The organism is Bacillus sp. LJBS17 (assembly GCF_019334685.1).
In the GTDB taxonomy this organism is placed as follows: domain Bacteria; phylum Bacillota; class Bacilli; order Bacillales; family Bacillaceae; genus Bacillus; species Bacillus subtilis.
This window is the reverse complement of the sequence record NZ_CP079759.1, coordinates 1285011-1308851: the sequence shown is the minus strand read 5'-3', so window position 1 is coordinate 1308851 and position 23841 is coordinate 1285011. Positions and strand designations below refer to the sequence as shown.

General features: G+C 45.4%; 29 protein-coding genes. 6 read left to right on the top strand and 23 right to left on the bottom strand.

All coding sequences use genetic code 11. From position 1 onward, the window contains the following. Window positions 1-3: 3 nt before the first annotated feature. The 9 genes from KXZ66_RS06770 to KXZ66_RS06730 form a co-directional block, all read right to left on the bottom strand. Window positions 4-1305, bottom strand: coding sequence for a PBSX family phage terminase large subunit (locus KXZ66_RS06770; protein ID WP_038828719.1), 1302 nt, complete (start codon window positions 1303-1305; stop codon window positions 4-6). Further along, window positions 1302-2099: a phage terminase small subunit gene (gene xtmA, locus KXZ66_RS06765; protein WP_072174226.1), complete on the bottom strand. Its 798-nt coding sequence runs from the start codon at window positions 2097-2099 to the stop codon at window positions 1302-1304. Before xtmA ends, KXZ66_RS06770 begins: the two co-directional genes overlap by 4 nt. 117 nt (window positions 2100-2216) lie before the next feature. Beyond that, entirely contained in the window at window positions 2217-2726 is a 510-nt protein-coding gene (locus tag KXZ66_RS06760) for a sigma-70 family RNA polymerase sigma factor (protein ID WP_014479550.1), read from the bottom strand. A gap of 115 nt (window positions 2727-2841) precedes the next feature. Next, window positions 2842-3048: a phage-like element PBSX protein XtrA gene (gene xtrA / locus KXZ66_RS06755; protein WP_021479478.1), complete on the bottom strand. Its 207-nt coding sequence runs from the start codon at window positions 3046-3048 to the stop codon at window positions 2842-2844. Then, window positions 3045-3395: a phage-like element PBSX protein XkdD gene (gene xkdD / locus KXZ66_RS06750; RefSeq protein WP_021479479.1), complete on the bottom strand. Its 351-nt coding sequence runs from the start codon at window positions 3393-3395 to the stop codon at window positions 3045-3047. The genes xtrA and xkdD overlap by 4 nt, the downstream gene beginning before the upstream one ends. A gap of 84 nt (window positions 3396-3479) precedes the next feature. Further along, window positions 3480-3647 carry a hypothetical protein gene (locus tag KXZ66_RS06745; protein ID WP_003245588.1) on the bottom strand — a complete coding sequence of 56 codons (168 nt, stop codon included), beginning with the start codon at window positions 3645-3647 and terminating at the stop codon, window positions 3480-3482. Then, window positions 3647-4447 carry an ATP-binding protein gene (locus KXZ66_RS06740; RefSeq protein WP_015252287.1) on the bottom strand — a complete coding sequence of 267 codons (801 nt, stop codon included), beginning with the start codon at window positions 4445-4447 and terminating at the stop codon, window positions 3647-3649. Before KXZ66_RS06740 ends, KXZ66_RS06745 begins: the two co-directional genes overlap by 1 nt. After that, window positions 4347-5183 carry a phage portal protein gene (locus KXZ66_RS06735; RefSeq protein WP_151870280.1) on the bottom strand — a complete coding sequence of 279 codons (837 nt, stop codon included), beginning with the start codon at window positions 5181-5183 and terminating at the stop codon, window positions 4347-4349. Before KXZ66_RS06735 ends, KXZ66_RS06740 begins: the two co-directional genes overlap by 101 nt. Further along, window positions 5170-5349, bottom strand: coding sequence for a hypothetical protein (locus tag KXZ66_RS06730; protein ID WP_003232712.1), 180 nt, complete (start codon window positions 5347-5349; stop codon window positions 5170-5172). Before KXZ66_RS06730 ends, KXZ66_RS06735 begins: the two co-directional genes overlap by 14 nt. A gap of 178 nt (window positions 5350-5527) precedes the next feature. Between KXZ66_RS06730 and xre the strand changes: the two genes are divergently transcribed. Both xre and KXZ66_RS06720 read left to right on the top strand, forming a co-directional pair. Then, window positions 5528-5869: an HTH-type transcriptional regulator Xre gene (xre, locus tag KXZ66_RS06725; RefSeq protein ID WP_003232719.1), complete on the top strand. Its 342-nt coding sequence runs from the start codon at window positions 5528-5530 to the stop codon at window positions 5867-5869. 162 nt (window positions 5870-6031) lie between these two features. Further along, on the top strand, window positions 6032-6628 hold the full coding sequence (locus KXZ66_RS06720; RefSeq protein WP_015715727.1) for an ImmA/IrrE family metallo-endopeptidase: 597 nt from the start codon (window positions 6032-6034) through the stop codon (window positions 6626-6628). 43 nt (window positions 6629-6671) lie between these two features. On the opposite strand, the gene KXZ66_RS06715 is transcribed toward KXZ66_RS06720, so the two are convergent. Both KXZ66_RS06715 and KXZ66_RS06710 read right to left on the bottom strand, forming a co-directional pair. Further along, on the bottom strand, window positions 6672-7508 hold the full coding sequence (locus KXZ66_RS06715; RefSeq protein ID WP_003245071.1) for a manganese catalase: 837 nt from the start codon (window positions 7506-7508) through the stop codon (window positions 6672-6674). Between the two features lie 76 nt (window positions 7509-7584). Then, entirely contained in the window at window positions 7585-8187 is a 603-nt protein-coding gene (locus KXZ66_RS06710; protein WP_038828723.1) for a poly-gamma-glutamate hydrolase family protein, read from the bottom strand. Between the two features lie 104 nt (window positions 8188-8291). On the opposite strand from KXZ66_RS06710, the gene KXZ66_RS06705 reads away from it, so the two are divergent. Beyond that, a complete protein-coding gene (locus tag KXZ66_RS06705) occupies window positions 8292-8669 on the top strand; it encodes a PH domain-containing protein (RefSeq protein ID WP_014479546.1) in 378 nt (125 codons plus the stop codon). A 39-nt stretch (window positions 8670-8708) separates the two neighbouring features. On the opposite strand, the gene KXZ66_RS06700 is transcribed toward KXZ66_RS06705, so the two are convergent. Then, the gene (locus tag KXZ66_RS06700; protein WP_041850941.1) at window positions 8709-9662 is read right to left on the bottom strand and encodes an N-acetylmuramoyl-L-alanine amidase; all 954 of its coding nucleotides are present in this window, start codon (window positions 9660-9662) and stop codon (window positions 8709-8711) included. Between the two features lie 120 nt (window positions 9663-9782). Between KXZ66_RS06700 and KXZ66_RS06695 the strand changes: the two genes are divergently transcribed. Next, window positions 9783-10040 (top strand): YciI family protein, encoded by a 258-nt coding sequence (locus KXZ66_RS06695; protein WP_003232731.1) that lies wholly within the window; start codon window positions 9783-9785, stop codon window positions 10038-10040. Window positions 10041-10070: 30 nt separating this feature from the next. On the opposite strand, the gene phrA is transcribed toward KXZ66_RS06695, so the two are convergent. The 3 genes from phrA to yjoB form a co-directional block, all read right to left on the bottom strand. Continuing rightward, window positions 10071-10205, bottom strand: a complete 135-nt coding sequence (phrA, locus tag KXZ66_RS06690; protein WP_003245487.1) for a phosphatase RapA inhibitor PhrA — start codon at window positions 10203-10205, stop codon at window positions 10071-10073. After that, window positions 10195-11331, bottom strand: a complete 1137-nt coding sequence (gene rapA, locus KXZ66_RS06685; protein WP_015252291.1) for a response regulator aspartate phosphatase RapA — start codon at window positions 11329-11331, stop codon at window positions 10195-10197. The genes phrA and rapA overlap by 11 nt, the downstream gene beginning before the upstream one ends. Window positions 11332-11475: 144 nt before the next feature. Next, window positions 11476-12747, bottom strand: a complete 1272-nt coding sequence (yjoB, locus tag KXZ66_RS06680) for an ATPase YjoB (protein WP_003232739.1) — start codon at window positions 12745-12747, stop codon at window positions 11476-11478. A 148-nt stretch (window positions 12748-12895) separates the two neighbouring features. Here yjoB and KXZ66_RS06675 point away from each other — a divergent pair, with 148 nt between their 5' ends. After that, window positions 12896-13360: a DinB family protein gene (locus tag KXZ66_RS06675; protein WP_014479541.1), complete on the top strand. Its 465-nt coding sequence runs from the start codon at window positions 12896-12898 to the stop codon at window positions 13358-13360. A 225-nt stretch (window positions 13361-13585) separates the two neighbouring features. Further along, complete coding sequence (locus KXZ66_RS06670) at window positions 13586-14350, top strand: sulfite exporter TauE/SafE family protein (RefSeq protein ID WP_014476525.1); 765 nt, start codon at window positions 13586-13588, stop codon at window positions 14348-14350. A 38-nt stretch (window positions 14351-14388) separates the two neighbouring features. On the opposite strand, the gene KXZ66_RS06665 is transcribed toward KXZ66_RS06670, so the two are convergent. The 8 genes from KXZ66_RS06665 to allD all read right to left on the bottom strand — a co-directional run bounded on the left by KXZ66_RS06665 (window position 14389) and on the right by allD (window position 23777). Beyond that, complete coding sequence (locus KXZ66_RS06665; RefSeq protein ID WP_049140756.1) at window positions 14389-15882, bottom strand: UxaA family hydrolase; 1494 nt, start codon at window positions 15880-15882, stop codon at window positions 14389-14391. Further along, window positions 15879-17321 carry a tagaturonate reductase gene (locus KXZ66_RS06660; RefSeq protein ID WP_128740270.1) on the bottom strand — a complete coding sequence of 481 codons (1443 nt, stop codon included), beginning with the start codon at window positions 17319-17321 and terminating at the stop codon, window positions 15879-15881. Before KXZ66_RS06660 ends, KXZ66_RS06665 begins: the two co-directional genes overlap by 4 nt. Before the next feature lie 75 nt (window positions 17322-17396). Further along, window positions 17397-18398 (bottom strand): LacI family DNA-binding transcriptional regulator, encoded by a 1002-nt coding sequence (locus tag KXZ66_RS06655; protein WP_128740269.1) that lies wholly within the window; start codon window positions 18396-18398, stop codon window positions 17397-17399. Window positions 18399-18485: 87 nt separating this feature from the next. Further along, window positions 18486-19754 carry an MFS transporter gene (locus tag KXZ66_RS06650; protein ID WP_021479487.1) on the bottom strand — a complete coding sequence of 423 codons (1269 nt, stop codon included), beginning with the start codon at window positions 19752-19754 and terminating at the stop codon, window positions 18486-18488. A gap of 47 nt (window positions 19755-19801) precedes the next feature. After that, the gene (locus KXZ66_RS06645; RefSeq protein WP_128740268.1) at window positions 19802-20638 is read right to left on the bottom strand and encodes an SDR family oxidoreductase; all 837 of its coding nucleotides are present in this window, start codon (window positions 20636-20638) and stop codon (window positions 19802-19804) included. Then, window positions 20635-21714, bottom strand: coding sequence for a mannonate dehydratase (uxuA, locus tag KXZ66_RS06640; protein WP_128740267.1), 1080 nt, complete (start codon window positions 21712-21714; stop codon window positions 20635-20637). Before uxuA ends, KXZ66_RS06645 begins: the two co-directional genes overlap by 4 nt. A 24-nt stretch (window positions 21715-21738) precedes the next feature. Further along, window positions 21739-22758 carry a zinc-binding alcohol dehydrogenase family protein gene (locus KXZ66_RS06635; protein WP_128740266.1) on the bottom strand — a complete coding sequence of 340 codons (1020 nt, stop codon included), beginning with the start codon at window positions 22756-22758 and terminating at the stop codon, window positions 21739-21741. Window positions 22759-22763: 5 nt separating this feature from the next. Then, on the bottom strand, window positions 22764-23777 hold the full coding sequence (allD, locus tag KXZ66_RS06630) for an ureidoglycolate dehydrogenase (RefSeq protein WP_151870281.1): 1014 nt from the start codon (window positions 23775-23777) through the stop codon (window positions 22764-22766). Between the last annotated feature and the right edge of the window lie 64 nt (window positions 23778-23841).

Below are 23841 nucleotides of genomic sequence, written 5' to 3'. Positions count from 1 at the left end.
GATTTATGACCTCCTCCTTTCTCTGTTCGGCCGGATTCGTTTGTGTGCTGTCTCTTTCATATCAGCAACCTCATAATCATCAATCGCATACCAAATGGCAGAAAGCGTATGCGGGTCAATCGTGAATTCATCCTCAATCAGAGCTCCGTTTTTATCTTTGGCATACGTAAGTGTCTTGAGCTCATAGATGACATTTTCACAGCGATCCGAACAGAAGATTTTTTTGAACCGTTTTACCTTTTTGGTATATTGAAGCCTGGAGCCGGGAAACTTTCTGGCTCCAACCATCCGAAAGCCCTGCTGGCGGAAATATTGAATGCTTTTCGGCTCAGCCGAGTCGGCTTTGATCAATTCCTGTGTCTCAATAAACTCACGCAGCTCCTCAGCCGTCCTGTCATCTGTCATTTTGTTTTGATAATACTCCCAATAAATGTAGAGGTATTTTTTCTCAGGATCTACAGCAAGCCGGACGACGGCATTATAGGATTCCTCGAATCCAAAATCCATGCCTGTACGAAAGATTGGCTTGCTGATGTCTGCGATACATTTTTTCACTTGATCATGCGGGAGTACCTCGAACTGCGGCAGCACCCTGATCCCGTTGACGCCGAATCGTCCTTTGCGGGCAATCCGGTACAGGTCAGGATCATACTCTTTGAGTCCGTCAAGCTGTTTCAGATAGCTTTCCGGGAGAAAAAGATTGTCGTTAGCGGTGGAATGATGGTAATACGTATCTCCCTTCACAATTGTCCGCTTTTCGTAAAGTTCGCTGTCATCCAGCACAAACCGTTTCTTGCGTTCATCCCGAAAAAAATGCCTATACGTCCAATTGGAGGTGCCGACGGGATTGGTGGTACAGATCATATGAAGCTTCAGCTCAGGATGGCGAAGACGTCCGATTAATTCCTTGAACCCCTCATACTTCACCTCTGAGCACTCTTCAATCCATATTAATGAAATGTTATGAACCGATTTTAATTTTGCCGGATTGTCCATTCCTTTGAACATGATCCGGCTGCCATTGTGAAATCGCAGCTGCAGCGGGGAAGAAAGAGATGCCACAGCCTTTGTGAGACCGAGCTCTTCGATCACCTCTTGAAACAAGGCGAAGGTCGAATCCCGATGGGTATCGAACACCTCCCGGATCACAAGGGCCGTCCGTTTTTCCTTCAGCAGCTTTAGCACGATTTTCAATGCAGTATGATAGCTTTTGGAGGAGCCGTAGCCGCCGACGAGAAATTGGTACGTCTGCTCCCAATTGAACACGTAATCTTCGAAATGAGGATTGATTTCTTTTACAATCATGACTTGCCCTCTTTTCGTTTGATCATAATTTCAATCGGCTCCTGGCTGTCATCTGTTTTCTCCGCTTTTTGTTTGGCAAGCTTCAATTTCTCATTTTCAATTTTTTGTTTAAATTGATCTGGAAACAAATCAAAATATAAGGACAGCTTCTCAAGCGCCTTCATTTTATCTGCAAGCTTGATGGCAATGCCTTCTTTGCCAAGCTTTGCTTCCGTTACAATGGTGCCGTCAACGAGCCCCGAGTCTTTGACATCGACAAAGCTGATTTCCTTCATAATCGGGTTATCATCTTCATCAAACAGCGGACCCGATTTCCCGACAGCCTGGACCTCTTTTTTTCCAAAGGTCACATAGTCCGTAATATCCGCAAACGCGATCTTGATATAAACCTGCAGCACATCCATCGCTTCAATAAACATCTCATTGACCATTTCTTTTTTTATGCGTCTGATTTCAGCAGCGACCTTTTCGTTTTTTAAGAGCCGGCTGCCCGTCACATGAGCGCTGTCCGGAGAATAGCCCGCTTTGATTGCTGACTGTGTGGCATTGAAGTTTTTGACGTAATACAGGCAAAACAGCCGCTGGCGTTCATTTAATTCATCGTTGTCTATAGGGCTCTGTTTTTGTTCGTTTTTGGATGCAGAAAACAGCGCCTCTTTCCATTTGTCTTGTTTTTTCCAGATGCCGATTGTTTTCGCGGAAACACCGATTGTGTCCGCAATCGCCCGATTTGTGATCTTTCCTTGATGTTGTTGATAGATTGCTAATGCTTGTTCGCGCTGTTGTGTTTTCATGCTACGGCATCACCGCCACCTCCAGCATGGTTGTTTATTCATAAAAGCGGCTGATCATGCCAGCCGCTTATGTGTCATGCTCTATTCACTTATAGGTGGCAAACGTATGACAAGCTTTCAGGCAAGTGATCGATTCATTTCTTCCTGCTGTCTTTGCATCTTTAAACTCGCCCGTTTAATCGTCGTTTGCACTGTCGATTTTTTTACGCCGAGAAGATCGGCGATCCGTTCATAAGAAAAACATTCTACCTTATGCAGCAAAAACATTTCCTTTTCTCTGTCTGTTAACAGGGCTAATGCTTCTCGAATTCTCTCTCTGTCTTCTTCTGATACCTGTCCGTCCGGCTCAAACATCATAGCGCTGGAAAATGATTCGATGATTCTCGGGTCTTTGATCATCAGCCGCTGGTAGGCATCACGCCGGTCAATCGCCCGTCTGATGCCGGGCTGCCTTCCTTTTTCAAGCCATTCTGTTACATATTCAAGATCAGTAATCATATTTCTGATGATTTTTTTATCCTTCAGCTCTTCAGCTGAGAGCACGGATTCATCTGCCTCAGCGAGCGGTTTATATTGTATTCTTGTTTGTTTGAGCGTGCGTTTATATTCAAATAGTAAGTCTTGCATTCTATGATCCTCCTTATTTTTGGCAAATAAAAAACGGACACCAATCAACGCACAAATGCTGTGCAGTTGATCAGTGTCCGCAGGCTTTCCGTCTTGGACGTATTCTGTTTTCGCTTTAATTTAATTTGTAGCCGATTTCAAATTCCACACGGGCAAGATCGCCCTTTCTTGTTTCGACGAGCGTTTTTCCATGCTCGGGCGCTTCTGTGATCCATGCTTCTTGCTTGATGCCATCCACAATAATGACACGGATTTTCCCGTCCTCCAGCTGGCTCTTAAGCGTGACGGAATCAATATGCTGCAGTTTTTTAGGATGAATCATGTTTTATTTCCTCCCCTTTTCGGTGCAGCGCTTGCTTCAGCTTTTTCTAATAACTGAATGATGCGCTCCTTTGAATGAACAGAATTTCCCTTCAGAAAATCAAGAGCTGCTTTAGACGCTTCCAGCAATTCAGGCGCAGCGGCCATCAAAGCGGCATTGCTTTTTTGCGAATAAGAGCTGAGGTCAAATACAGCGGCAATCAGCCGTCCGTTTGAATATGGGAATCTTTCTTTTTCTTCTTCACTGTAAGCTGAATAAATATAGATCGGTTTCGTATCCCCGCACGGGACAGCACGCCACGGCGCAGGGCTTTTCTCTGCCTGTTTTGTCTTTGCCAACACTTTCACTTCCCGTCGTCCTTATACCATTGTTCAATGTTTTTTTCTGTTCGCTTTGCCCGAAACAGCAAAGCGATTAGTGCAGTCAGCTGTTTAATCATAGATATTCAGCCTCGCTTTTCCCGCTGTCAGCATTTGCTCCAGCTTTTGAATGACAGGCGTTAAGTCAGTGCCGGACCGGCAGTTCGGACATGGATGAAAAACGACTCCAATACCGGTATGTTCCACAATGACTTTCTTTGTTTGACAAAGCTTACACATTATCTGACGCCCTCCAATCTATGGTTAAGCTCGTAGGCTGCTCCTTTGATAATCACTAAATAGTCACTGCACATCTCATAGATTCTCGTGCCGAGCGCTTCATCGACCCGTACAAGTGCTTCAATTGTCAGCTCGCTAGAAAGCAAAATCGGTTTATGATTTAAGTAGCGATAATTGAGTACCGAATACATTTGCTCTAATTGCCAATCTGTAGCGCGGGGTTTGCCGTTAACCGGTTTAAACAGGTCATCTATGAACAGCACATCCGCCTGCTTCATCCGGTTCAGCTTCGCTTCTAATAGGGCAAAATCATTTTTCAGATCAGTAAAGCCTTCCACGAACGGAAAATAAATGACAGGCACATAGCATGTTCTCATTAATTCGTTGGCAGCGGCAGTCAAAAGGTGTGTTTTCCCTGATCCGGGCTGTCCTAAAAGGGCAATGCTGTTTTTTCGGCAATCCTTGATTTGTTCATAATCGGCAACATACTCTTTTGTACACTCAAATGCGTCTTTTATGGCCTGCGGCTTTCCCTCCGTGCGGAATTCCTTGAAGCCGAGCTGTCTGAAAGCGTGGGTAATCTCACTTGCACCCAGCAGCCGCTTCACTTTCCGTTCTGCCATGCAGCTGCACATCGTCCAGACTTCCAGGCCATTCTGCCTGACGAGATAACCTCCCTGATCCTTGCAGCGCAGGCAATCATACCTGCTTGCGTCTGATTCGGCCGGTTTGTCCGCCAGTAATGGACGTCTCCCTCTTCTCAGCTCGTCCAAAATCTGTTCGATTGTTCGTTTTGTCATGTTTTTTCATCCTCTCATGCTGAATTGCGGCATTCTTTTTGGCTTGCTGCGCGAAAAATCTGTCTTCAATGAATTTCGAGCAGTAGCGAAAAGCCTTGATTGTTTCAGAAGCGGCGGTCCGCCGGTTTTCAAAAGCCTGAAAGCATTCTTCAAGCCATTTGATTGTTTGCGTGACAGGAACGCCGATGGCAACAATGCGGGCGATGGCTTGATAATCTCTTGAGGAAGGATACACGGTGCGTCCTTCTTGAGCCGACCGTAATTGTGTAAACCGCTTCGCAATGTGATCCACTGCATCATCAGCAGCAGTATATTTGTTTGTTTTATCTATATCTGTACGGTCGTTTGTGTCCGGTGTCTGCGGCGAAAATGGCCGTTCTTTTAGACTCCCGTGTACAGTATTGTCCGATCTGAAGCTGAATTTTTTGGAATGCTTGACCGAAATCATCAGTCCGTATGGCGCACGGACGGCCTTTATGTAATCATGGTTTTCGAGAAGCTCCAGCCATCTTCTGACGGTTTTTTCACTTACGCCGAAGACTGCCGCCATTTCTCTCGCTTTTAACGGCTTATGGCCGAGTACGATGCCCCAGCTTACGCCGTCTTTTTCGATTTCTTTTGTTGTTGAGCTGATAAACCAGAGAAACAGCCATAGCGCCGGGCCAATTTTGTCATAATGTTCTGAATTCAATAACCCTGAATACGTCAGAAAAGGATAGCTTTTATCGTTTTTCATTGTACGCCGCTTCTCCCTTTAACATCATGTATGCTTGAAACTGCTCTTGCGTTTCAAAGTGGAACACCGGAAGGCCGCATGCCGTAAACGAAATGGTGCCGCCGGATTGTCCGAGATGGCGCTGATCTATGGGATTTTCACTAAAAACAATTTGGATTGGATACATGTGATCACTCTCCTGGTTTGTTTTCGATACATTTCGTATCAACTGTTACCAAGTATAAACGATACGAACTGTATCATCAAGTTATTTTTGATACTTTTTTTATCATAACTTTATTTTGATACATATTGTATCTATAATCATAAGTAACGTAGGGAGTTTAAAAAAGAGAGGTCATAGTATGATAGGCGGCAGATTGAAGAGTCTCAGAGGGAAAAGGACACAGGAAGAAATCGCATCACACATCGGTGTGTCACGGGCACGATATTCCCACTATGAAAATGGGCGAAGCGAACCTGATTACGACACACTCCAAAAGCTGGCTGATTACTTTCAAGTAACGACTGATTACTTATTAACGGGAAAAGACAAAAAATCCGATGACGATATGTTCTCAGATCCGGACCTGCAGCTTGCATACCGCGATATGCAGGATTTTTCCCCAGAAAGCAAACAGCAGGCCATCGAATTTATCAACTATTTAAAAGAAAAAGAGAAAAACCGCAAACCGAAAAATAAATAAATCGTTCTCTGTTCTCTAAAACATATAAAAAGTAGACCGATATAAAGAAAAAAGTGTTTATTTTTTAAAGAAAAGGGAAAGATTTCTACACTACTTTCCAGTCCTATACGGGCTTTTCTTTCTCGCTAAAAACAGAACAAATGTTCGAAAGGGAGTATTCAATTGGGCGATTACTTATCACATCTGGAAGAATACGTTAAAAATTTATACGGCCGGCTGGGCATCACATCCCCTCATCACATTGACATGCTGAAAATCGCAAAGGATCTGGATATTTGGGTGCATTTTGAGGATATGGGGAGCATGATGGTGAAATACGACGGCATGTACAGTATCGTATTGAACCAAAAAAAGTCACGGGAAGAGCAATGGGAGGATTTTGGCCATGAGCTGTGCCACGTGTTAAAGCATGCAGGCAATCATTTTCAGATGAACAAGCTCTTCAGAGAGCTTCAAGAATTCCAGGCAAATCAATTTATGTACCACTTCTGTGTGCCAACCTTTATGCTGTTGCAGATGGAACTGCCGCAATGGAGAAGCCAGGCACTCGCCACAATTGCGGCGGTATTCCGGGTAACAAAGGAATTTGCTGATAAAAGGCTTGACATGTTTGAACGGCGTAAAGCAGGTATTCAATTTCAGAAGCGGCTCGCTTATTTATTATCTCACAAGCGGCCACATGCGTACGAGGAAGGCGATCAGCAGCACTTGCAGGTGGCTGAGGAAAAAGCGTTATATCATATTGGCAAAAACATCTGATCAAATACGGGCTAAGGATATATTCCTCAGCCCAGAAGAGAACCTAACATTTCGACATTGGGGGAACTGTATTATGCAGCCACATGGGCGCCGGTTTAAGATGAGGCGCAGATGCGAACGCAATCGGAGCCGGGATATACCTGAATTCACCCCGGCCGTCAAAGGCTTCCCCATGTGCCCATCTTCCTTGCGAGCTTTCATCCCCCCTGGAAAAGTTAAACAAATCATAGGAGACTTCTTGCTTTTCGAGCTCACGCGGGAACGTCGTCGGGACGACAATATCCCGTTCTCTTTCCTCCAGCTCTTTAATGGCCGCGTACCACATATTTTGATGATAGGTATCCCTTGCAATCAAAAATGACAGCATATCTCTTACCCCTGGATCATCGGTCATGGCATAAAGCCGTGTCACCTGAAGGCGTCCTTGGGCCTCCGCATTTAAGTTAGCGCGAAAATCGGCCAGCAGGTTTCCGCTTGAGATAATGTATTTTGCATTCCACGGATAGCCCTCACTATCTGATGCCATCGCCCCCAATCCGGACACAATCGCGTGCTGAGGATTCATCCCTGACATGACTGCTGCGATAGCTGGATTGCTTTTATAAGCATCCTCCTGTACATCCGCGGGTGCATTGTCCAGAAGCCTGGAAATCATCGTTGCCAGCATTTCTACGTGCCCGATCTCTTCGGTCCCCACATCATATAACAAATCTTTATACTTAGCATCCGCCCTGCAGTTAAACCCTTGAAACAAATACTGCATCATGACGCTAATTTCACCGAATTGGCCGCCGAGCACCTCTTGAAGTTTTTTCGCATAAACCGGATCGGGATGAGCTGGCTTTGCTTGATATTGAAGCTCTTTTATATGATAAAACATGAATCATTCCTCCCTACACTTTCGCACAATCCCAGCGTATGAAGGAATAGGCTGACAGTGCAGGTCCCGTTTCGTTTTATGTATAAAAGCCAAGCTTGACAGCTTCCACATATCGATCAAACAAATCGTTTTGTATGTAGCTTTTATCACGGCACCCAAAATTGCAGAACAGCGCGTTTCTTTGTGCCGTGCTCACCTCCAATTGCAGCCCCATTTCTCTTTTCGTCCGATTGACAATATTGTTTGGGTGTACACCTGCCAGGCGGTCTTTCTCATTAGTGAGCTCGGCGCTAAAACCCGCTTCATTCAGACGCTCACAAATGAGCTTGGCTTTTTTACGATCCGCCCCGCCGACCAATGTATGCGGGATTTTCGGATCATAATACCCGTGAAACGCTAATGCGTAATGGTGGTCATTCACTTTTTCTAAAGCCAGCGGCTCATCAAAACGAATGCTGGTGAGATGCAAGGAACGGTTGTTTCGCGGCTTTAGACCCTCAAACAAATAGATGGAACATCGATCCGAAAATGCCCGTACCAATTCACTGACCCCAGGCTCAATTCTGCCGCCGTGGGGACCGAGGACGATAAATTCACTTCCGTTTTTTTCCTCATAAATAATCCGGTATTCCGACTCAGAAGCAGAAAGGGCTGCAAAGCTGTCATACCTATCTGTCATTTTGAACGCCCCCTTTACCAGTCAGCACAAGTTTACTCTACTCATCCATGAATGAAAACCTTTTTTATAGTATGATTTGATAGAATACGCAGAGGAGGTATATGATGGGGTTTATTGATGGATTACTCGGCAATGCGTCAACACTGTCAACGGCTGCTGTAAAAGAAGAGCTTGCTCATATTTTACTTGAGGGTGAGAAGGTTGAAGCCGCGTTTAAGCTGGTTCGCGATTTGATTGTCTTCACTGACAAGCGGCTTATTCTTGTGGACAAGCAGGGAATCACAGGCAAGAAAACGGAGTTTCAATCGATTCCGTACAAAAGCATTTCCAGATTCAGCGTGGAAACGGCCGGCCGCTTTGACCTCGATTCAGAGCTGAAAATTTGGATTTCCGGCGCAGAACTTCCTGCCGTCTCAAAGCAGTTTAAAAAAGATGAGAGCATTTATGATATTCAAAAGGTGCTTGCCGCAGTTTGTATGTAAGATAAAAAGACGGAAGCTTCACAGCTTCCGTCTTTTTATTTACAGCTTTTCCTCCATCTTCGCTTTCGTTTTCGGACCGTAAATCCCATCAGCCGTTAAACCGCTGACAGACTGAAAACGTTTCACTGCATTTGCTGTTTTCGGGCCATAAACGCCGTCAACGCCGTGATTTTTCGCTCCTTTATCAGGATAAAAATAAAGAGCGGCTAAAGCGGTCTGCACCTGCTTTACTTTTGTCCCTTTCGTCAGCGGGCTTGTCACTTTGATCACGCCGGATGGGAGCGGATATGAGGATGCGGCATGGCTTTTAGAAGCAGATGCCGTCTGAGGCAGTTTGATCACTTGTCCGACTTTAATGTAATTCGGGTCAGTAATATGATTGATGCTTTGCAGCGTTTTCACACTGACTCCGTGTGATGCGGCAATCCCTGACAATGTGTCGCCTTTTTTCACATGATATACAGACGCTGAAGAAGAGACTGCAGCTTTTTTAGCTGATAAGCCCCCGTTTAATTCCTTTTCAATTGCCGCCTTCACTTGATCCCAGCGCCCCTCTGATAAAATGCGGTGCGGGCAATACTTTCCGTTCCAGTCCTGGTGCTTTCTCACACGATCGATGCCCCAGCCGCGCTCCTTCAAAAGCTGTGCAACAAATGAAATCGCCAAGGCTTCAGCTGCCTCATACTTCGGGCCTCCCGATTTGCTGTAGCAAATCTCAACACCGATTGATTTGCGGTTTCCCGGACCGTTTGTGCCGTCACCAGTGTGCCAAGCGTTTCGGTTAAGCGGCAGACCTTGAATCACCTCTTGATCATCGACCGCAAAATGAAAGCTTGTCGAGCTTGTGTTCCCGATCATATAGCTGATTTCATTGGCCGCTGATGCATCGTTTGCCGTGTTGTGAATGGTAATGTATTCAGCGGACATTGCATTAGGACACTTCAACGCGTATTTCGCCTCAGAAACCAAATTTTTCTTTACTGGAATGCTCACCTATCATCTCTCCTTTTCTTTTTTCATAAATAGGTGGCATTCGTAGGACGAAAAGCTCATATCATCTATCACCGTAATATGGATAAATGTGTTAAAATGAAGTTCACGGAGGGTCTGAATATGTATACATATTTGATGCTGACAATGAGAACGGAGAAATTTAATCAGGAGCATGTGGCTGGGCACTATGAATTTCTGGATCGTTTACAAGCAGAAAAACGTTTAAAAATGTTTGGGCCATTTAGCGACGCCACAGGCGGAGCGTATGTCATCGAAGCAGATTCACTGGAAGAGGCAGCGGAAATCGGCCATGCGGATCCGCTGGTGGCAAGTGGATCTTCTGAGCTGACGATAAAAGAATGGAAGCTGAAGAAATAAAAAAGACCCCTAAGGGTCTTTTTTTATGCATCATGTTTGATTGCGTGCCGCAATATGAAATGTTTTCCCTTCTGTGTTTGCTGTTTCACCTGCATGAACCATCACCTGAGTAAAGCTGAACCCGACCGCAACGAGCAACAAACCTGACATCCATTTAGATTTCATATAAACAATCTCCTCTCTGGATTTGTTTTTGTGCGTGCACCATTTTCTCATAAAATGAAAGTGCTTTTTCGGGCTGTCCGTTTTCTATATAGAATTGGGCAGCATCATGCGCCAGCTCTTCAATATAAGGATACAGCATATGTTCTTCAAGAAATTGAAAGGTGTGTGAGACCGATTCTGTGTCAATGTTTTTTCCGTATAACGCATGTAAAAATTGAAAAAGCTCCACAAATAATTCATCACTGTATTGACGGGCGATTTCCAATCCTTCACGATACTTTTTTTGCGCTTCGGCGTCATTTTTTTGTTTATACAGAACTTGTGTTAAAGAGTAGATAGAATGCGGAAGATTATCGAACTTTTCCGACTTGCAAATAGAAACAGATTTCTCAAAGTATTCGGCTGCCTTTTGCAGTTCACCCATTTTCTCATAGCAGTTTCCGAGATTATACAGGGCGGAACTGATCAGGCGGGGATTGCCTTCTTTCTTTGCAAGATCTAAAGCCAGTTCTAAGTGGGGCAATGCTCTTTCTGGATACTGCATATCATCATAATTACCTGCAATAACGAATTCACATTGGATTCTGCGGACGGTGTACGTTTCATACATTTGGTATGTTTCTAATGCCTGAACGGCGTAGCTCATCGAAACATAGGTTTGTTTTAAATTATAAAAAATCTCAGCCATTTTAAAAGCAAACTCGGCTTTCTCAATATCATCCGAGACGAGGGCAAGATTCTTTTCTGCCCGTTTATAGTACATCATGGCACTGACAAACATCTTCTGCTTAAATTCATACATTCCTCGAAAAAAATTAAAGTAATATTCGAGAAGCCCTGTCAGCTTGTACTGATTCCCTTCGATGTCTTCTAATAATTCTGAAAACTCTAGCTGCGACGTGTCCTCTCCAAAAGGCTTAATGTAATCCAGCATGACACGATGCCTGAACTCCATTAAAGAATAATACAGCAGCAAATCTTGGTCTTCTTCCATATCCTCAATTTCTCTTTCTACTTCGAGCTTGACCCGTTCGGCTTCAGCGACGTGGAACTGCCGGATATGAGTATACCATTCATTAATTTTAAGCCCGACATAAGAGGACGGAATCGTCTGCTTCATCCTCAATTAATCCCCCCTTTTGAATTACCCGAGATATGTCATATTTTATCATATTTACAAGAAAAAGAAGAACGCAAAATAACCGCAATTGTCGAATTTCGGCTAACCGCAACAAAAAAGCACGGGTTTTTCAAACACCCGTGCTTTCTTTTAGTGAAAACCGACTTTGTTTCTTTCCATCCAGCTTCCCCGCTGGCTTTTTCTTTGCTCTCCTGTCATGTCTTTCACCATGGTTTCAATATGGTGATTCCCTTCTTGGTGCCATTGAAGGGCTGAAGATACATATAATTCTCCCAGCTGTGCAAAGGAAAAGCCTTCTGTAAGTTTTGCGGCGTTTTTTATTTCTCCTTCACTCAAAAAGATGCCAAAGCCTCTCATTTTCATATATTCCAGCCGCAGCTCTTCATCCGGAAGCCCGATTTCATAGGCACGGTCAAATCGCCCTGCACGATTCATCAAACCTGGATCGATCTCTTCGGGATAGTTTGTCGTACCGATGAGAAATAGCCCCTCTTTTGATGTCGCGCCGTCCAGCGTATTGAGAAAAAAGGACCGCACATCTTCCGGCATCGAATCTATATCCTCGATGACCAGAACTGCAGGAGCGAGGCGTCTCGCTGCCTGAAAGACTTCTTCTATTGTCTCGCTCGACGTAAATTCAGTAATTTGCCAATAAGCAACAGGTGCATCGATACTGCCTGCGATCGACTTCACTAACGTCGTCTTTCCGTTTCCAGGAGGTCCATATAACAGAATGCCGCGCTTGTAAGGGATGTCATATGTTTGATAAAACGATTTATCACTATGAAAAAACTGATCAATTGATCTGTATATCTCCTTTTTCAATAGCGGATTCATGATGACTTGACTCCGCTGAACCTCTCTGACAATGGCTTCCTGCTCTCTTGAAGTCCCTCCATCTCCATCCGTAAACACGGTCACTTTCCGCTTGCTTTTTTCCCAAAGACGCGGTCTGACTCCCTCCAGAAATGCACGCATCCTTTCATCGTTAACCGCAAACAGACAATCAAAACTCATAATGCTCCCATCTTGAAAATATGGAATTCTGGCAAAAGCAACTCCCTTTTCAGGATACGCGTATACACTGTTTCTTATAGACTTATGGACGGTATAATCCGGTTCTTTCTCATCTTCATCGTAAGCAAAGGTTTTCTTTTCAAGCTTTTCAAATATATATGCCACATGCTCAGGCTCCAATGAACCGCTGCGGACATCTTCTACAAGAAGCTCCCAGTATTCCGTATTTGGATCATCACTGGCATAGAGCTCATAGAATACACCGTATTGATCATAAAGCGTTTCTTCAATCCGTGTGATAAGGTAACCGAAAGTGCCGTAGCCCGCCGCAGCTCTTTCATTCTCTTTTTCTTCGTACTGATAAATGAAAGGTATGTTAGTCATGTTTATACTCCATTTCATGTTTTGTGAACGTTATATATACGATTGACATAGCATTTTGTTTCATCCCACAGCATATTACTTGTGAATTCGTAACCATTGATATAGGATTTCATTGCACCATTTATTTTTACATATGGAGGAGATCATAATGAGCCAATCCAATCAAATTGTCAGCCATTTTTTATCCCATCGAAACGTGACCAATGAGCTTGCCGAAAAAATCAGCAAAGACCATTACAGCTACAAACCGGCAGAAACATCAATGTCAGCAGAAGAGCTGGTCAAACACATTCTTACGTCTTTCCACTTGTTCGCAAATGTCATTAAGGAAGGCAATGCCTCACCATTTCAAAACAAGCAGGAAGAAACAGAAACAGATCTCAATGTTCTGGCAAAAACATATACAGAAAAAACGGCCGCTATCCTTGAACAGCTGACTGAAGAGCAGCTGGACAGAGAAATTGATCTGACATCCGCTTTCGGCAGAAAAGTCACAGGCCGCGCGTTACTTCAGCTTGCAATGGAGCATGAAATTCACCATAAAGGCAACCTGTTCGTTTATGTGCGTGAAATGGGCCACACTGAGCTTCCTTTCTATCAGCAGCGCATGTAGCGTAAACAAGAAAAAAGATACCTGTTAAGAGGTATCTTTTTTTTTGCGTCTTTAGTACTTCTCGATTTCGTCCAGACACTCATTATAGGGCAAATGAATAGAGATATTGAGCATACCAAAATTTCAAGCAGCTAACGTGCAAAAATTCAAAAAATTCAATTGATTAACGCGTCCTAATCATATATAATCTGATAAAAATAGTCGGGTTTTCAGGAGGCCTTTATCATGAGTGTAAGCATCATATTGATGGGTTTGTTTGTCGGAGCCTTAGTCGGATTGACGGGAGTGGGTGGAGCGGCCTTATTAACTCCCCTTTTAATTGTGCTTGGAATTAATCCTTCCATCGCGGTCGGTACAGATCTTGTATATAACTCGATCACAAAGCTGTTTGGCGTTGCCTCCCATTGGCGGCAGAAAACGATTAACTTTAAATTGGTAAAATACTTAGCCATCGGCAGTATTCCGAGTGCTTCGCTAGCCATTGGCATCTTGCATTTGTTCCCCGCCTTTCACCAGCATCAGGAAGAAATTATTAAGCACGCTCTAGGATATGTGTTAACGCTGGTTGCCATTTCAATCATCGTTCGTTTGTTTTTGGATAGAAAACTTCGTCCCAACCGCTGGCAGCTGATGCCGCTTGAAAATAAGCGGGCGCTGACGATTCTTATTGGTGTTGTGTTTGGGTTTATCGTCGGCTTAACATCAATCGGTTCTGGCTCATTATTTGCAATTGCCATGATTTACTTATTTAACATGAAAGCGTCACAGATTGTCGGAACCGATATCGCGCATGCATTTCTTCTTGTTACGGCAGCAGGCATTTTGAACGCTAGCTTCGGAAGCGTGGATTACATGCTGGCAGCTAATCTGCTCATTGGTTCAATTCCCGGCGTGCTGATCGGAAGCCATCTTTCGCCTCGATTCTCCCCGCGTCCGCTGCAATTTATTATGGCGTCCATTATTTTAGTCAGCGGTTTAAAATTGATTTAATGAAGAAGGCTATCCGCTTGAAGGATAGCCTTTTCTTATTATAGCGTCACACCCGATTTAAAAATGGCGAGTTCTCTGAAATCATTTTTTTCATGGTTCACAAGCTGGCCGCTTGCCACCTCAACCATATAGTGGATAAACTCACGCAGCACATATTCCTCATGAACATCATCCTCTGCTAAAAGGCCTGCGTTAAAATCAATCCAATGCGGCTTCGCTTCATACAGCTCGGTGTTTGTCGCTACTTTCACCGTCGGGACAAAGGTGCCAAACGGCGTGCCTCTCCCCGTTGTAAAGAGGACAATTTGGCAGCCGGCCGCCGCCAATGCGGAGGAGGCGATCAAATCATTGCCTGGCGCGCTCAAAAGCGTCAGCCCTCTTGTCTTGAGCACTTCCCCGTATTTCAAGACATCCGTGACAGGAGAAATCCCCGCTTTTTGCGTACAGCCCAGCGATTTATCCTCAAGTGTAGAAATGCCGCCTGCTTTGTTGCCCGGTGAAGGATTTTCGTACACCGGCTGATCATGTTTGATAAAATATTGTTTAAAATCATTGATTAATTGGACTATCTTATGAAACACTTCTTCATTGGCAGCCCGCTGCATCAGGATGGTTTCTGCGCCGAACATTTCCGGTACTTCCGTCAGCACCGTGCTCCCTCCCTGTGCAATGAGATAATCTGAAAAACGTCCAAGCAGCGGGTTTGCGGTTATGCCGGAAAAACCGTCCGAACCTCCGCATTTCAGCCCGATCTTCAGTTCAGACAGCGGAATGTCTTCTCTCTTATCTCCTTTGGCCGCTTCATGAATTTCCTTCAGCAAAGCAACGCCTGCCTCCATTTCGTCGGTCACCGACTGGGATTCCAGAAACTTCACCCGCTTCAAGTTCACATCTTGCAGTGCTTCCTTCATTCTTGCCAGCTCATTGTTTTCACAGCCAAGCCCTAACACCAAGACGCCGCCGGCATTTGGATGGCGAATGGCATTCAGCAGGATTTGCTTCGTATTTTCATGATCGTCGCCAAGCTGCGAGCATCCGTATTGATGCTTTAACACCAGTACGTTATCAAATGGAGCGATATCCCCTGTTTCTCTGACAAAACGCTGCAGCATTTTTTCTGCTATTCCATTGACACAGCCGACAGTTGGGACAATCCACAATTCATTCCGTACACCCGCATCTCCGTTTTCTCTTCTAAAACCTTTAAACGTCCGGTTCTCATTAGAATACGGATTTTCATCAAATCTCGGTGTATAGCTGTATGATTGGATATCAGACAGGTTTGTTTTCGTATTATGGACATGAATATGCTCTCCGATCGAGATATCTTGTGATGCATGACCGATTGGAAACCCGTACTTGATGATGCTGTCGTTTTCTTTGATAGACTGCAATGCAATCTTATGGCCTCTTTTTATATCATCCTTTACTTCAATCGACACGCCGTCCGCATGCAGCCTCTCTCCCTTTTGGATATCCCGCAGAGCAAGAAGGACATTATCTTGCTTATGAATCTTTATAAACGACTTCAACGTACCTCTCCCCCTTGTATGCAGTATTGTTCAAGAGCCCGCTGCATGCCCAGCTCATGAATATGATTCAAGTAAACAGCGACTCTATCAGTCAGCTTCGGTATCTCATTGAGATCTGCCCCCCACAGCCGCTGTTCGCCTAACACTCTTGATGCAATCCGAAGCATGTCGCCATCCTCCTGACACCAAACCTCTTTGAAAAATTGAAGAACTGCCGGATCATCCTGCAATGTCTCGTTATCATGATAAAAATACAGAAGAGCGCTGAAAGAAAACACCAAGCGTTCAGGAAGCTGTCCCTTTTGTTCAGCATATTCCTTAAGAGTCGGCAGGTTTCTCGTTTTGAATTTGGAAACGGAGTTCAATGCAATGCTTTCCAGGTAATGCTTAATATACGGGTTTTTAAAACGGTTCAGCACATCGTCAGCATACTGAGAAAGACCTTCCATTTTTAAAACAGGAAGAATTTCGTCGTCAATCAGCTTTCTTATAAATCGCCCAACTTCCGGATGCTCGACAGCATCCCTAACAGTTTTTAAGCCGTATAATAAAGCCACTGGCGTCATTGCTGTATGAGCGCCATTTAAAATTCTTACTTTTTTAGTCCGGTATGGGGTGAGGTCGCTGACGATCTTTGTATGGAGCCCTGCAGCCGCAAAGGGAAGTTCTTTTCCAATCCAATCAGGCCCCTCGATAACCCATAAATAATATTGCTCTCCCACAACTATCAAATCATCCTGATAGCCAAGATCCGCCGTGATCTCATCAATGCTGTCGACGGGAAAACCCGGAACAATCCGGTCTACTAAACTATTACAAAATGTATTGGCCTCATGAATCCACTGTGTAAATCCTTCCTCCAGCTTCCACAGACCTGCATAATGAAGAACCGTTTCCTTCAGCTTTTCGCCGTTGTTCTCAATCAGTTCACATGGGATTAGGACACACCCTTTTGTCTGATCTCCTTTAAAAGCCTGATAGCGGAAGTAGAGAAATGCAGTTAATTTCCCAGGGAATGTTTTTTGCGGCCTATCCTCTAAACGATCTTTTTCATCACATACAATCCCAGCCTCAGTGGTGTTGGAGATAATAAACCGAAGCCTTTCGCTTGATGCCAATTCTTTGTATGCTTCATAATCAGAAAACAGGTCAATTCCCCGGCTGATTGAGTTGATAATCATATGCTCGTTTACCGCTTCTCCGTCTTTCATTCCTTGTAAAAAAAGCGTATATAATCCATCTTGCTGATTTAATCGTTTGATTTTTTCTGAGCCTCTTGGCTGGACAACTGCCACGCTCCCATTAAAATCAGCGTGTTGATTCAATTGATCAATCTGCCAATCAACAAATCCCCGAAGAAAGTTTCCTTCTCCGAATTGGAGAATTTTTTCTGGATACCGAGTATAGTGATCGTACACATTTTTATTCAGTTTCTGCATCCTTATTGCCTCCCTCTTTTTATGCACACGTTAACATTTTTCTTTATAAAAGAATGCCCGCTGAAAAACGGGGCATCACGTCGTCAATCGTCTGACTGAATCACGCACCATGAATTCTGTGTTTTCCAAGATTTTTTCTGCTTTTGTTTCGGGCTCGTTAATCAGAGACAAGAGTTTTTGCGCACCGAGCACGCTGATTTTCTCCACTGGGCGCTTTACTGTTGTAAGTCTTGGCGTGATGTACTGTGAAAACCCAATATCATCAAACCCGATCACCGAAATATCATCAGGAACGCGCAGGCCCTTTGCGAATATCGCATTCATCGCTCCGATTGCCATGTCATCATTCGAACAAAAAACAGCGGTTGGAGGATTCGGCAGTGCCAGCAGCCTCTCCATCGCTTGAAAGCCGCTTTCCATATCGTACTGTCCTTTGACACTGTATTCATGCTTGATCGGAATATGATGTTGAATCAGTGCAGATAAGTAGCCTTCCTTTCGCTGCTGGGAGGATTTAAAGCCTTCGATCCCCTCGATGATGGCGATGTCTTGATGGCCGGACTGAATGAAGTATTCTACAGCTTCTTGAGAGCCTTCCTTGTCATTGGACAAAATATTCGTGATGGTGCGATCATCAATATCACGATTCAGCACGACAAGCGGAATGTTTTTTTCGCGAATATGGTAAATGAAAGAATTATCAATGTCACTTTGGCTCATTAAAATGATGCCGTCATACCTCATCGGTGTAACGGAGTCATAGTTTTTCAGATCATCAATGCCGCGCACATACAGATTGTAATCCTCACTTATGGCTTGATTGACGCCTTTGATTGTGTCTGCAAAGAAGCTGTGTGAGGTTCCGTTTGTAATGCTTGTAAAGAATAGCCCGATCGTATGCGACTTTTGCATCGCCAGGCTTTTCGCATTTACATTTGGTGTATAGTTGAGCTGCTCTGCTAGCTCTAATATCTTTTTCTTCGTATGTTCTTTGATGTAAGGACTGTTGTTGAGTGCTCTGGAAACGGTTGTGTGGGATACGTTTGCGAGTTTTGCGATATCTTTTATGGTTACCATCTAATTCCCTTCCTTATCATACCGGCTGCGATTATTTACTGTATATTGTATCATCAAACATACCGCCTCTCCCACTATATTTCCAGATTAATAAGACACAGGATTCTCAGCTTCTGTTCCTGCTGGCTTGCCAATGATTGGACGGACAAAACGAATCACAGCAAGTGAAGCGAAGACAGCCAGCCCTCCGGCAAGCAAAAATGCTCCAGAAAACGTGCCTGTTTGGTCAACAATAAATCCGGTTAGAGCCGGGCCGATAATTCCTGCCGTGTTGGCGAGGAAATGCATGAAGCCGCCAACAGAACCGACATTGTTTTGATCAACCACATCTTGAATGACAGCCCAATAGATAGCACCGGTCAAATAAAGAAAGAACACTGACAGAGCGACAAGAGTGACAGCCCCCGCAGTCGTTGCCACAAGCCCGGCAAAACCAATCAGGACAGCTGATGAAAACAAACACGTGACAAGCACAACCTTGCGCGAGAACAGCACACCTTTTCGGGCCGTTTTTTTGTACACATAGTCAGAAACAAATCCCCCCGCAGCCAGCCCGATAAAGCCTAAAATCCACGGGATGACCGTGATGACACTCATCGATTCAACACTTAATCCCCGTTCGTCGACAAGATAGCTCGGAAACCACGTCAAAAAGAAGAAGAGGATGTAGTTGTAAGCGAAAAAAGCGAACGCCGTGAACAGGACCGTTTTTTGCTTCAGGTAAAAGGTGAGCGGAATTTTTTCTCCGGGAGACGTTTCTGCTTTTATTGCCGGTGCTTCCTTCATCGTCTCTTGCGGCTTTTCTTTGACAAACTTGAACCAGAGCACTGCCCATATCAATCCAATAATCATAATGAGAACGAAGGATACCTTCCAGCTGAACGCCACTGCGATCATGCCGACTATCGGGCCAGAAATGGCTCCCCCGAGCGGCGTGCCGCTGTTGGTTACACCGATAACAGACGCCCGCTGGGTCGGCGGGAACCAGTTGTTCACCATCTTGTTGATGGTCGCCGAAAGCGGGCCTTCTCCCATTCCGAAGAGAATGCGTATAATCAGCAGGCTGACAAAGCCAAAAGCGAGGGCGACTGCTCCGCTAAACAGCGACCAAACAACCATCGCGACAAACAAGGTCAGCTTTGCCCCATAGCGGTCGGATGCCACGCCCCCAAGAAAGTTAAAAATGGCATAACCAATCGAAAAACTGCTGAAAATCAAGCCCATTTGCGTGGCAGACAATGTGAGATCATCCTGAATAAAAGGAGCTGCAATGGAAAGCGCCGAGCGATCCAGGTAATTAATCACCCCTGCCAGGAACAAAAAAAGGATAACGGGAAGCTTATCTTTTGAAAACATCTCAACCTCACCCCTATGTTGGTTCAGTTTCTGTTGCATCGCTTTCGTTACACACCTGAATAAGCCATAAATCCTCCATCGACAGGAACGGTGATCCCAGTGACAAAACCGGAATAGGATTCATCCGCCAGCCAAAGAAGCGTACCGAGCAAATCCTCGGGTTTTCCGAAGCGCTTCATCGGTGTTCCCGCAATAATTTTGTGAGATCGGCTGGTGAACGTTCCGTCTTGGTTGATCAGCAGATCATGATTTTGTTTTGTCAGAAAGAAGCCTGGGGCAATCGCATTGACCCGCAGCCCGGTTTCGGCAAAATGAACAGCCATCCACATCGTAAAATTATTGATCGATGCTTTGGCGGCACTGTATGCCGGAACCTTCGTCATAGGTGAATAAGCACTCATCGAAGAAAGATTGATAATCGCCGGTGAATCGGCTTTCAGCAGCTCTTTTCCAAACACTTGCGAGGCCAGAAACGCACCGGTGAAATTGGTGGAGAATACAGTTAGAAAGCCCCTCTCATCCATATCAAAAAAGGATTGGCCTTCTCCCGCTTCTTCATATGTCTCCACATCGGTTATCGCGGCAGGATGATTGCCGCCAGCCCCGTTAATTAACAGATCAACAGCGCCAAATTGGCCAAGGATGTCTTCCTTTGCCCGCTCCAGTGACATCCTGTCCAGCACATCCGCAGCAACAGCGCACGCTGTGCCGCCAGCCGCCGTTATCTCCTTCACGACCGCTTGGCCTTTTTCAGCCGTCCGATTCAATATCGCCACCTTCATGCCATGACGGGCTAGCTCCCGTGCCATCGCAGAGCAAAGCACGCCGCTGCCGCCAGTGATGACAGCCGTTTTACCAGCCAGGTTCTCATGCAGCAATCTCATACGTCCACCTCTTTTTTTGCCATTGCTTCATAGGCGTCCCACAGCCCGTTCAAATACATGATGCCAAGTGCCCGATCGTATAAGCCATATCCCGGGCGGCATTGCTCGCCCCAAAGATGGCGCCCATGATCCGGTCTGACATATCCTTCGTAATCCTGCTTATGCAGTTCTTCCATCACGCCTTGAATGTTGATTGAACCATCCTTTGTTAAATGAGATGTTTCAATAAAATCGCCATTCTCATAAATTTTCACATTGCGAATATGTGAAAATGGAGCGATGCCGACATACGTTTTAGCGATCTCCACCATGTCGTTAGCGGGATTGGCTCCCATTGAACCTGTACAAAGGGTGATACAATTAGACGGTGAATCTGATATCGCCCGCAGTTTCTTATAGCTTGCCTCTCCTGTGATAATGCGCGGCAGTCCGAAAATCGGCCACGGCGGGTCATCCGGATGAATGGCCATTTGAACACCATAGGCCTCAGCAACAGGAAGAATTTCCTGCAAAAAGAATGATAAATTGTCCCATAGCTTTTCTTCATCGACCGTTCTGTAGGCAGCAAAAAGCTCTTTGATCCGAGCCAATTTTTCGGGCTCCCACCCCGGCAGTGTCATGTCAGATGCTTCCTCCACCGTCCGAATCAGCTCTTGAGGATCAAGGCTTTCCACCTTGGCCTTTTCAAAAAACAGAGCGGTCGATCCATCTTCTAGCGGCCGGAACATGTCCGTGCGTGTCCAGTCAAAAACCGGCATAAAATTATAGCAGATCACTTTCACGCCAAATCCGGCAAGGTTGCGGATCGTTTGCTTGTAGTTTTCAATATACCGGCTGCGTTCTTCGTTCCCAAGTTTAATCGCTTCGTGAACATTCACGCTTTCTACAACTTCAGCATGAAAACCATAGGATTGAATATATTCGGTCTCGGCTCTGATTTCTTCTTTTTCCCACACGTCGCCGACAGGCTTTTGATGGAGAGCCCAAACGATGCCTTTGACTCCGGGAATTTGCTTCACGTGTTCAAGTGTGACTGTATCGTTGCCTCGTCCATACCATCGGAATGTCATATTCATGCTCGCACCTCCGGATTCAGTCATTTAATCAAACGTGATGACGGCTTTCCGCACCTGATCTGGATGCTCCTTAATAAACTGAAATGCGTGATGAACGTCATCAACTGAAAATGTATGGGTCACCAGCCCGTTATGCACTAACCGGCCTCCATTCAAAAGCTCTACTACTTTTGGAAACTGATTGGTCTGCAATCGCGATCCGGTTATCGTGACTTCTTTTTTTGTAATCGGCAGCTGTGAAATCTGAGCCGCTCTTTCATCAAATCCAAGCACAACCACATGTCCCGCCGGTGACACAGCCTCAATTGAAAGTGCAAAAGTCTCCGGCAGGCAAACAGCATCAATGACCACGTTTGCTCCTTCATTCCCAGTCCATTCAAGGACACGCTCGGCAACATGTTCTGCTTGGACATTTACAACAGCATCGGCGCCGTTTTCTTTCGCAAATGCCAGCCGCTCGTTGTTCAAGTCAGTCATCATGACAGCAGCGCCCGCCAGCTTTGCCATTTTCAACACACAGATCCCGATGGGCCCCGCTCCCTGGATCAGGACGGTATCACCTTTTTTCACCTGGCCTCTCCACACTGCCTGGGCGCCTATCGTATAAGGCTCGGCCATGACCGCTTCCTCCCAAGGCAAGTCCTTTGAGACCGCGTGAAGCTGCCTTTCCGGAAGCACAATATATTCCCGCAAGCCTCCGTCCTCATGTACGCCAAATACAGAAAGCTTGGCGCAAACATTCGGCCGCCCTTTGCGGCAGGCGTAACATGTGCCGCAATAAGAAATCGGCTCAATCACCACATGGTCACCGGGTTTTAGGCTCTGAACTTTCGCACCAACTTCCTCCACTAGTCCCGTTACCTCGTGTCCGATAACTCTCGGGAGGGTAGCAAGCGGATTCGTTCCATGATAAATGTGCATGTCTGAACCGCAAATGCCGACTCGCTTGACTTTCACGAGCACTTCATCTTCCTTTGAAAGAACTGGCTTCTTCACCTCCGCTGTCACCAGATCATACGCTTTTCGCACTTGAACCGCTTTCATTTTACTCACCTGCTTTTTAAGAATTCATACACGCTCCGGGCGATAGAAATTCCGTTTTTCTTATTTCTTTCTTCATGCAGCTGCTCGATCTCGCCGGGCACATACACTCTTTCGAATCCAACAGCCGGCGGTGATTGCTGCAGTTCATCAATCATGGCATCCATCTGCTCTAAAAACGTATCCCAGTCAGTAAAAAAGGCTGGATTGATCGCACAAACGTAATGCCCCAGCTTTCTTTTTTGATCAAGGCCGCTGTACATTTTGGCAATATGAGGGCCAAAAGCCGCGCCCGCCAGCAATCCTGAAAATACATCCACCACAATCGATAGTCCATAGCCTTTCGGGCCCCCGAATGTTGAAAGTGAGACGACCTTGTCAGGATCAGTTACTGCTTCTCCGCTTTCATCGACTCCCCATCCTTCAGGAATTTCTTTGCCCTCTTCACGGGCCTGCAGAATCTTCCCAAAAGCCACTTTGGATGTCGCCATATCTAGGATAAACGGTTTTTTATGCTTAGCCGGAACACCGTAAGCAATCGGATTTGTCCCTAAAAAAGGAGTCATCCCCCCAAACGGGACAACGATACTGTCTGTATGCGTCATTGCTATTCCGATCAGCTTTTCGTCAGCCGCTTTTTGCACAAAATAGCTTAGCGCTCCGCAATGGCTGCTGTTTACGGCCGTGACCATGCCGACTCCTTTTTTCTTCGCCATGTCAATTGCATGGTCCATCGCCATGTCGCAATTCACATGACCGAAACCATCGTCTCCGTCAAGCACCCCGGTCACAGGCCCCGTTTCTTTAAAAACAGGCTGTGCCCCAGGATTGATCCCTCCCGCTAAAAGCCTGTTCACATAGTGTTCTGTGCGCAGCACGCCATGCGAATGTACATTGCGCAAATCAGCGTGCACGAGAACATCTGCTACTTTTTCAGCATCTCGTTCATTCAAACCGGCACCGGCCAGCTTTTGCCGAACGAGTTCCTTTGCTTCTTTAGCTGCAATTGTTATCGTTTTCAAGCAAGTGCCTCCTTCCTTTTCAGTTTTTTGGGCACTCTCCTAGCGAACCCCCTACAAACACATT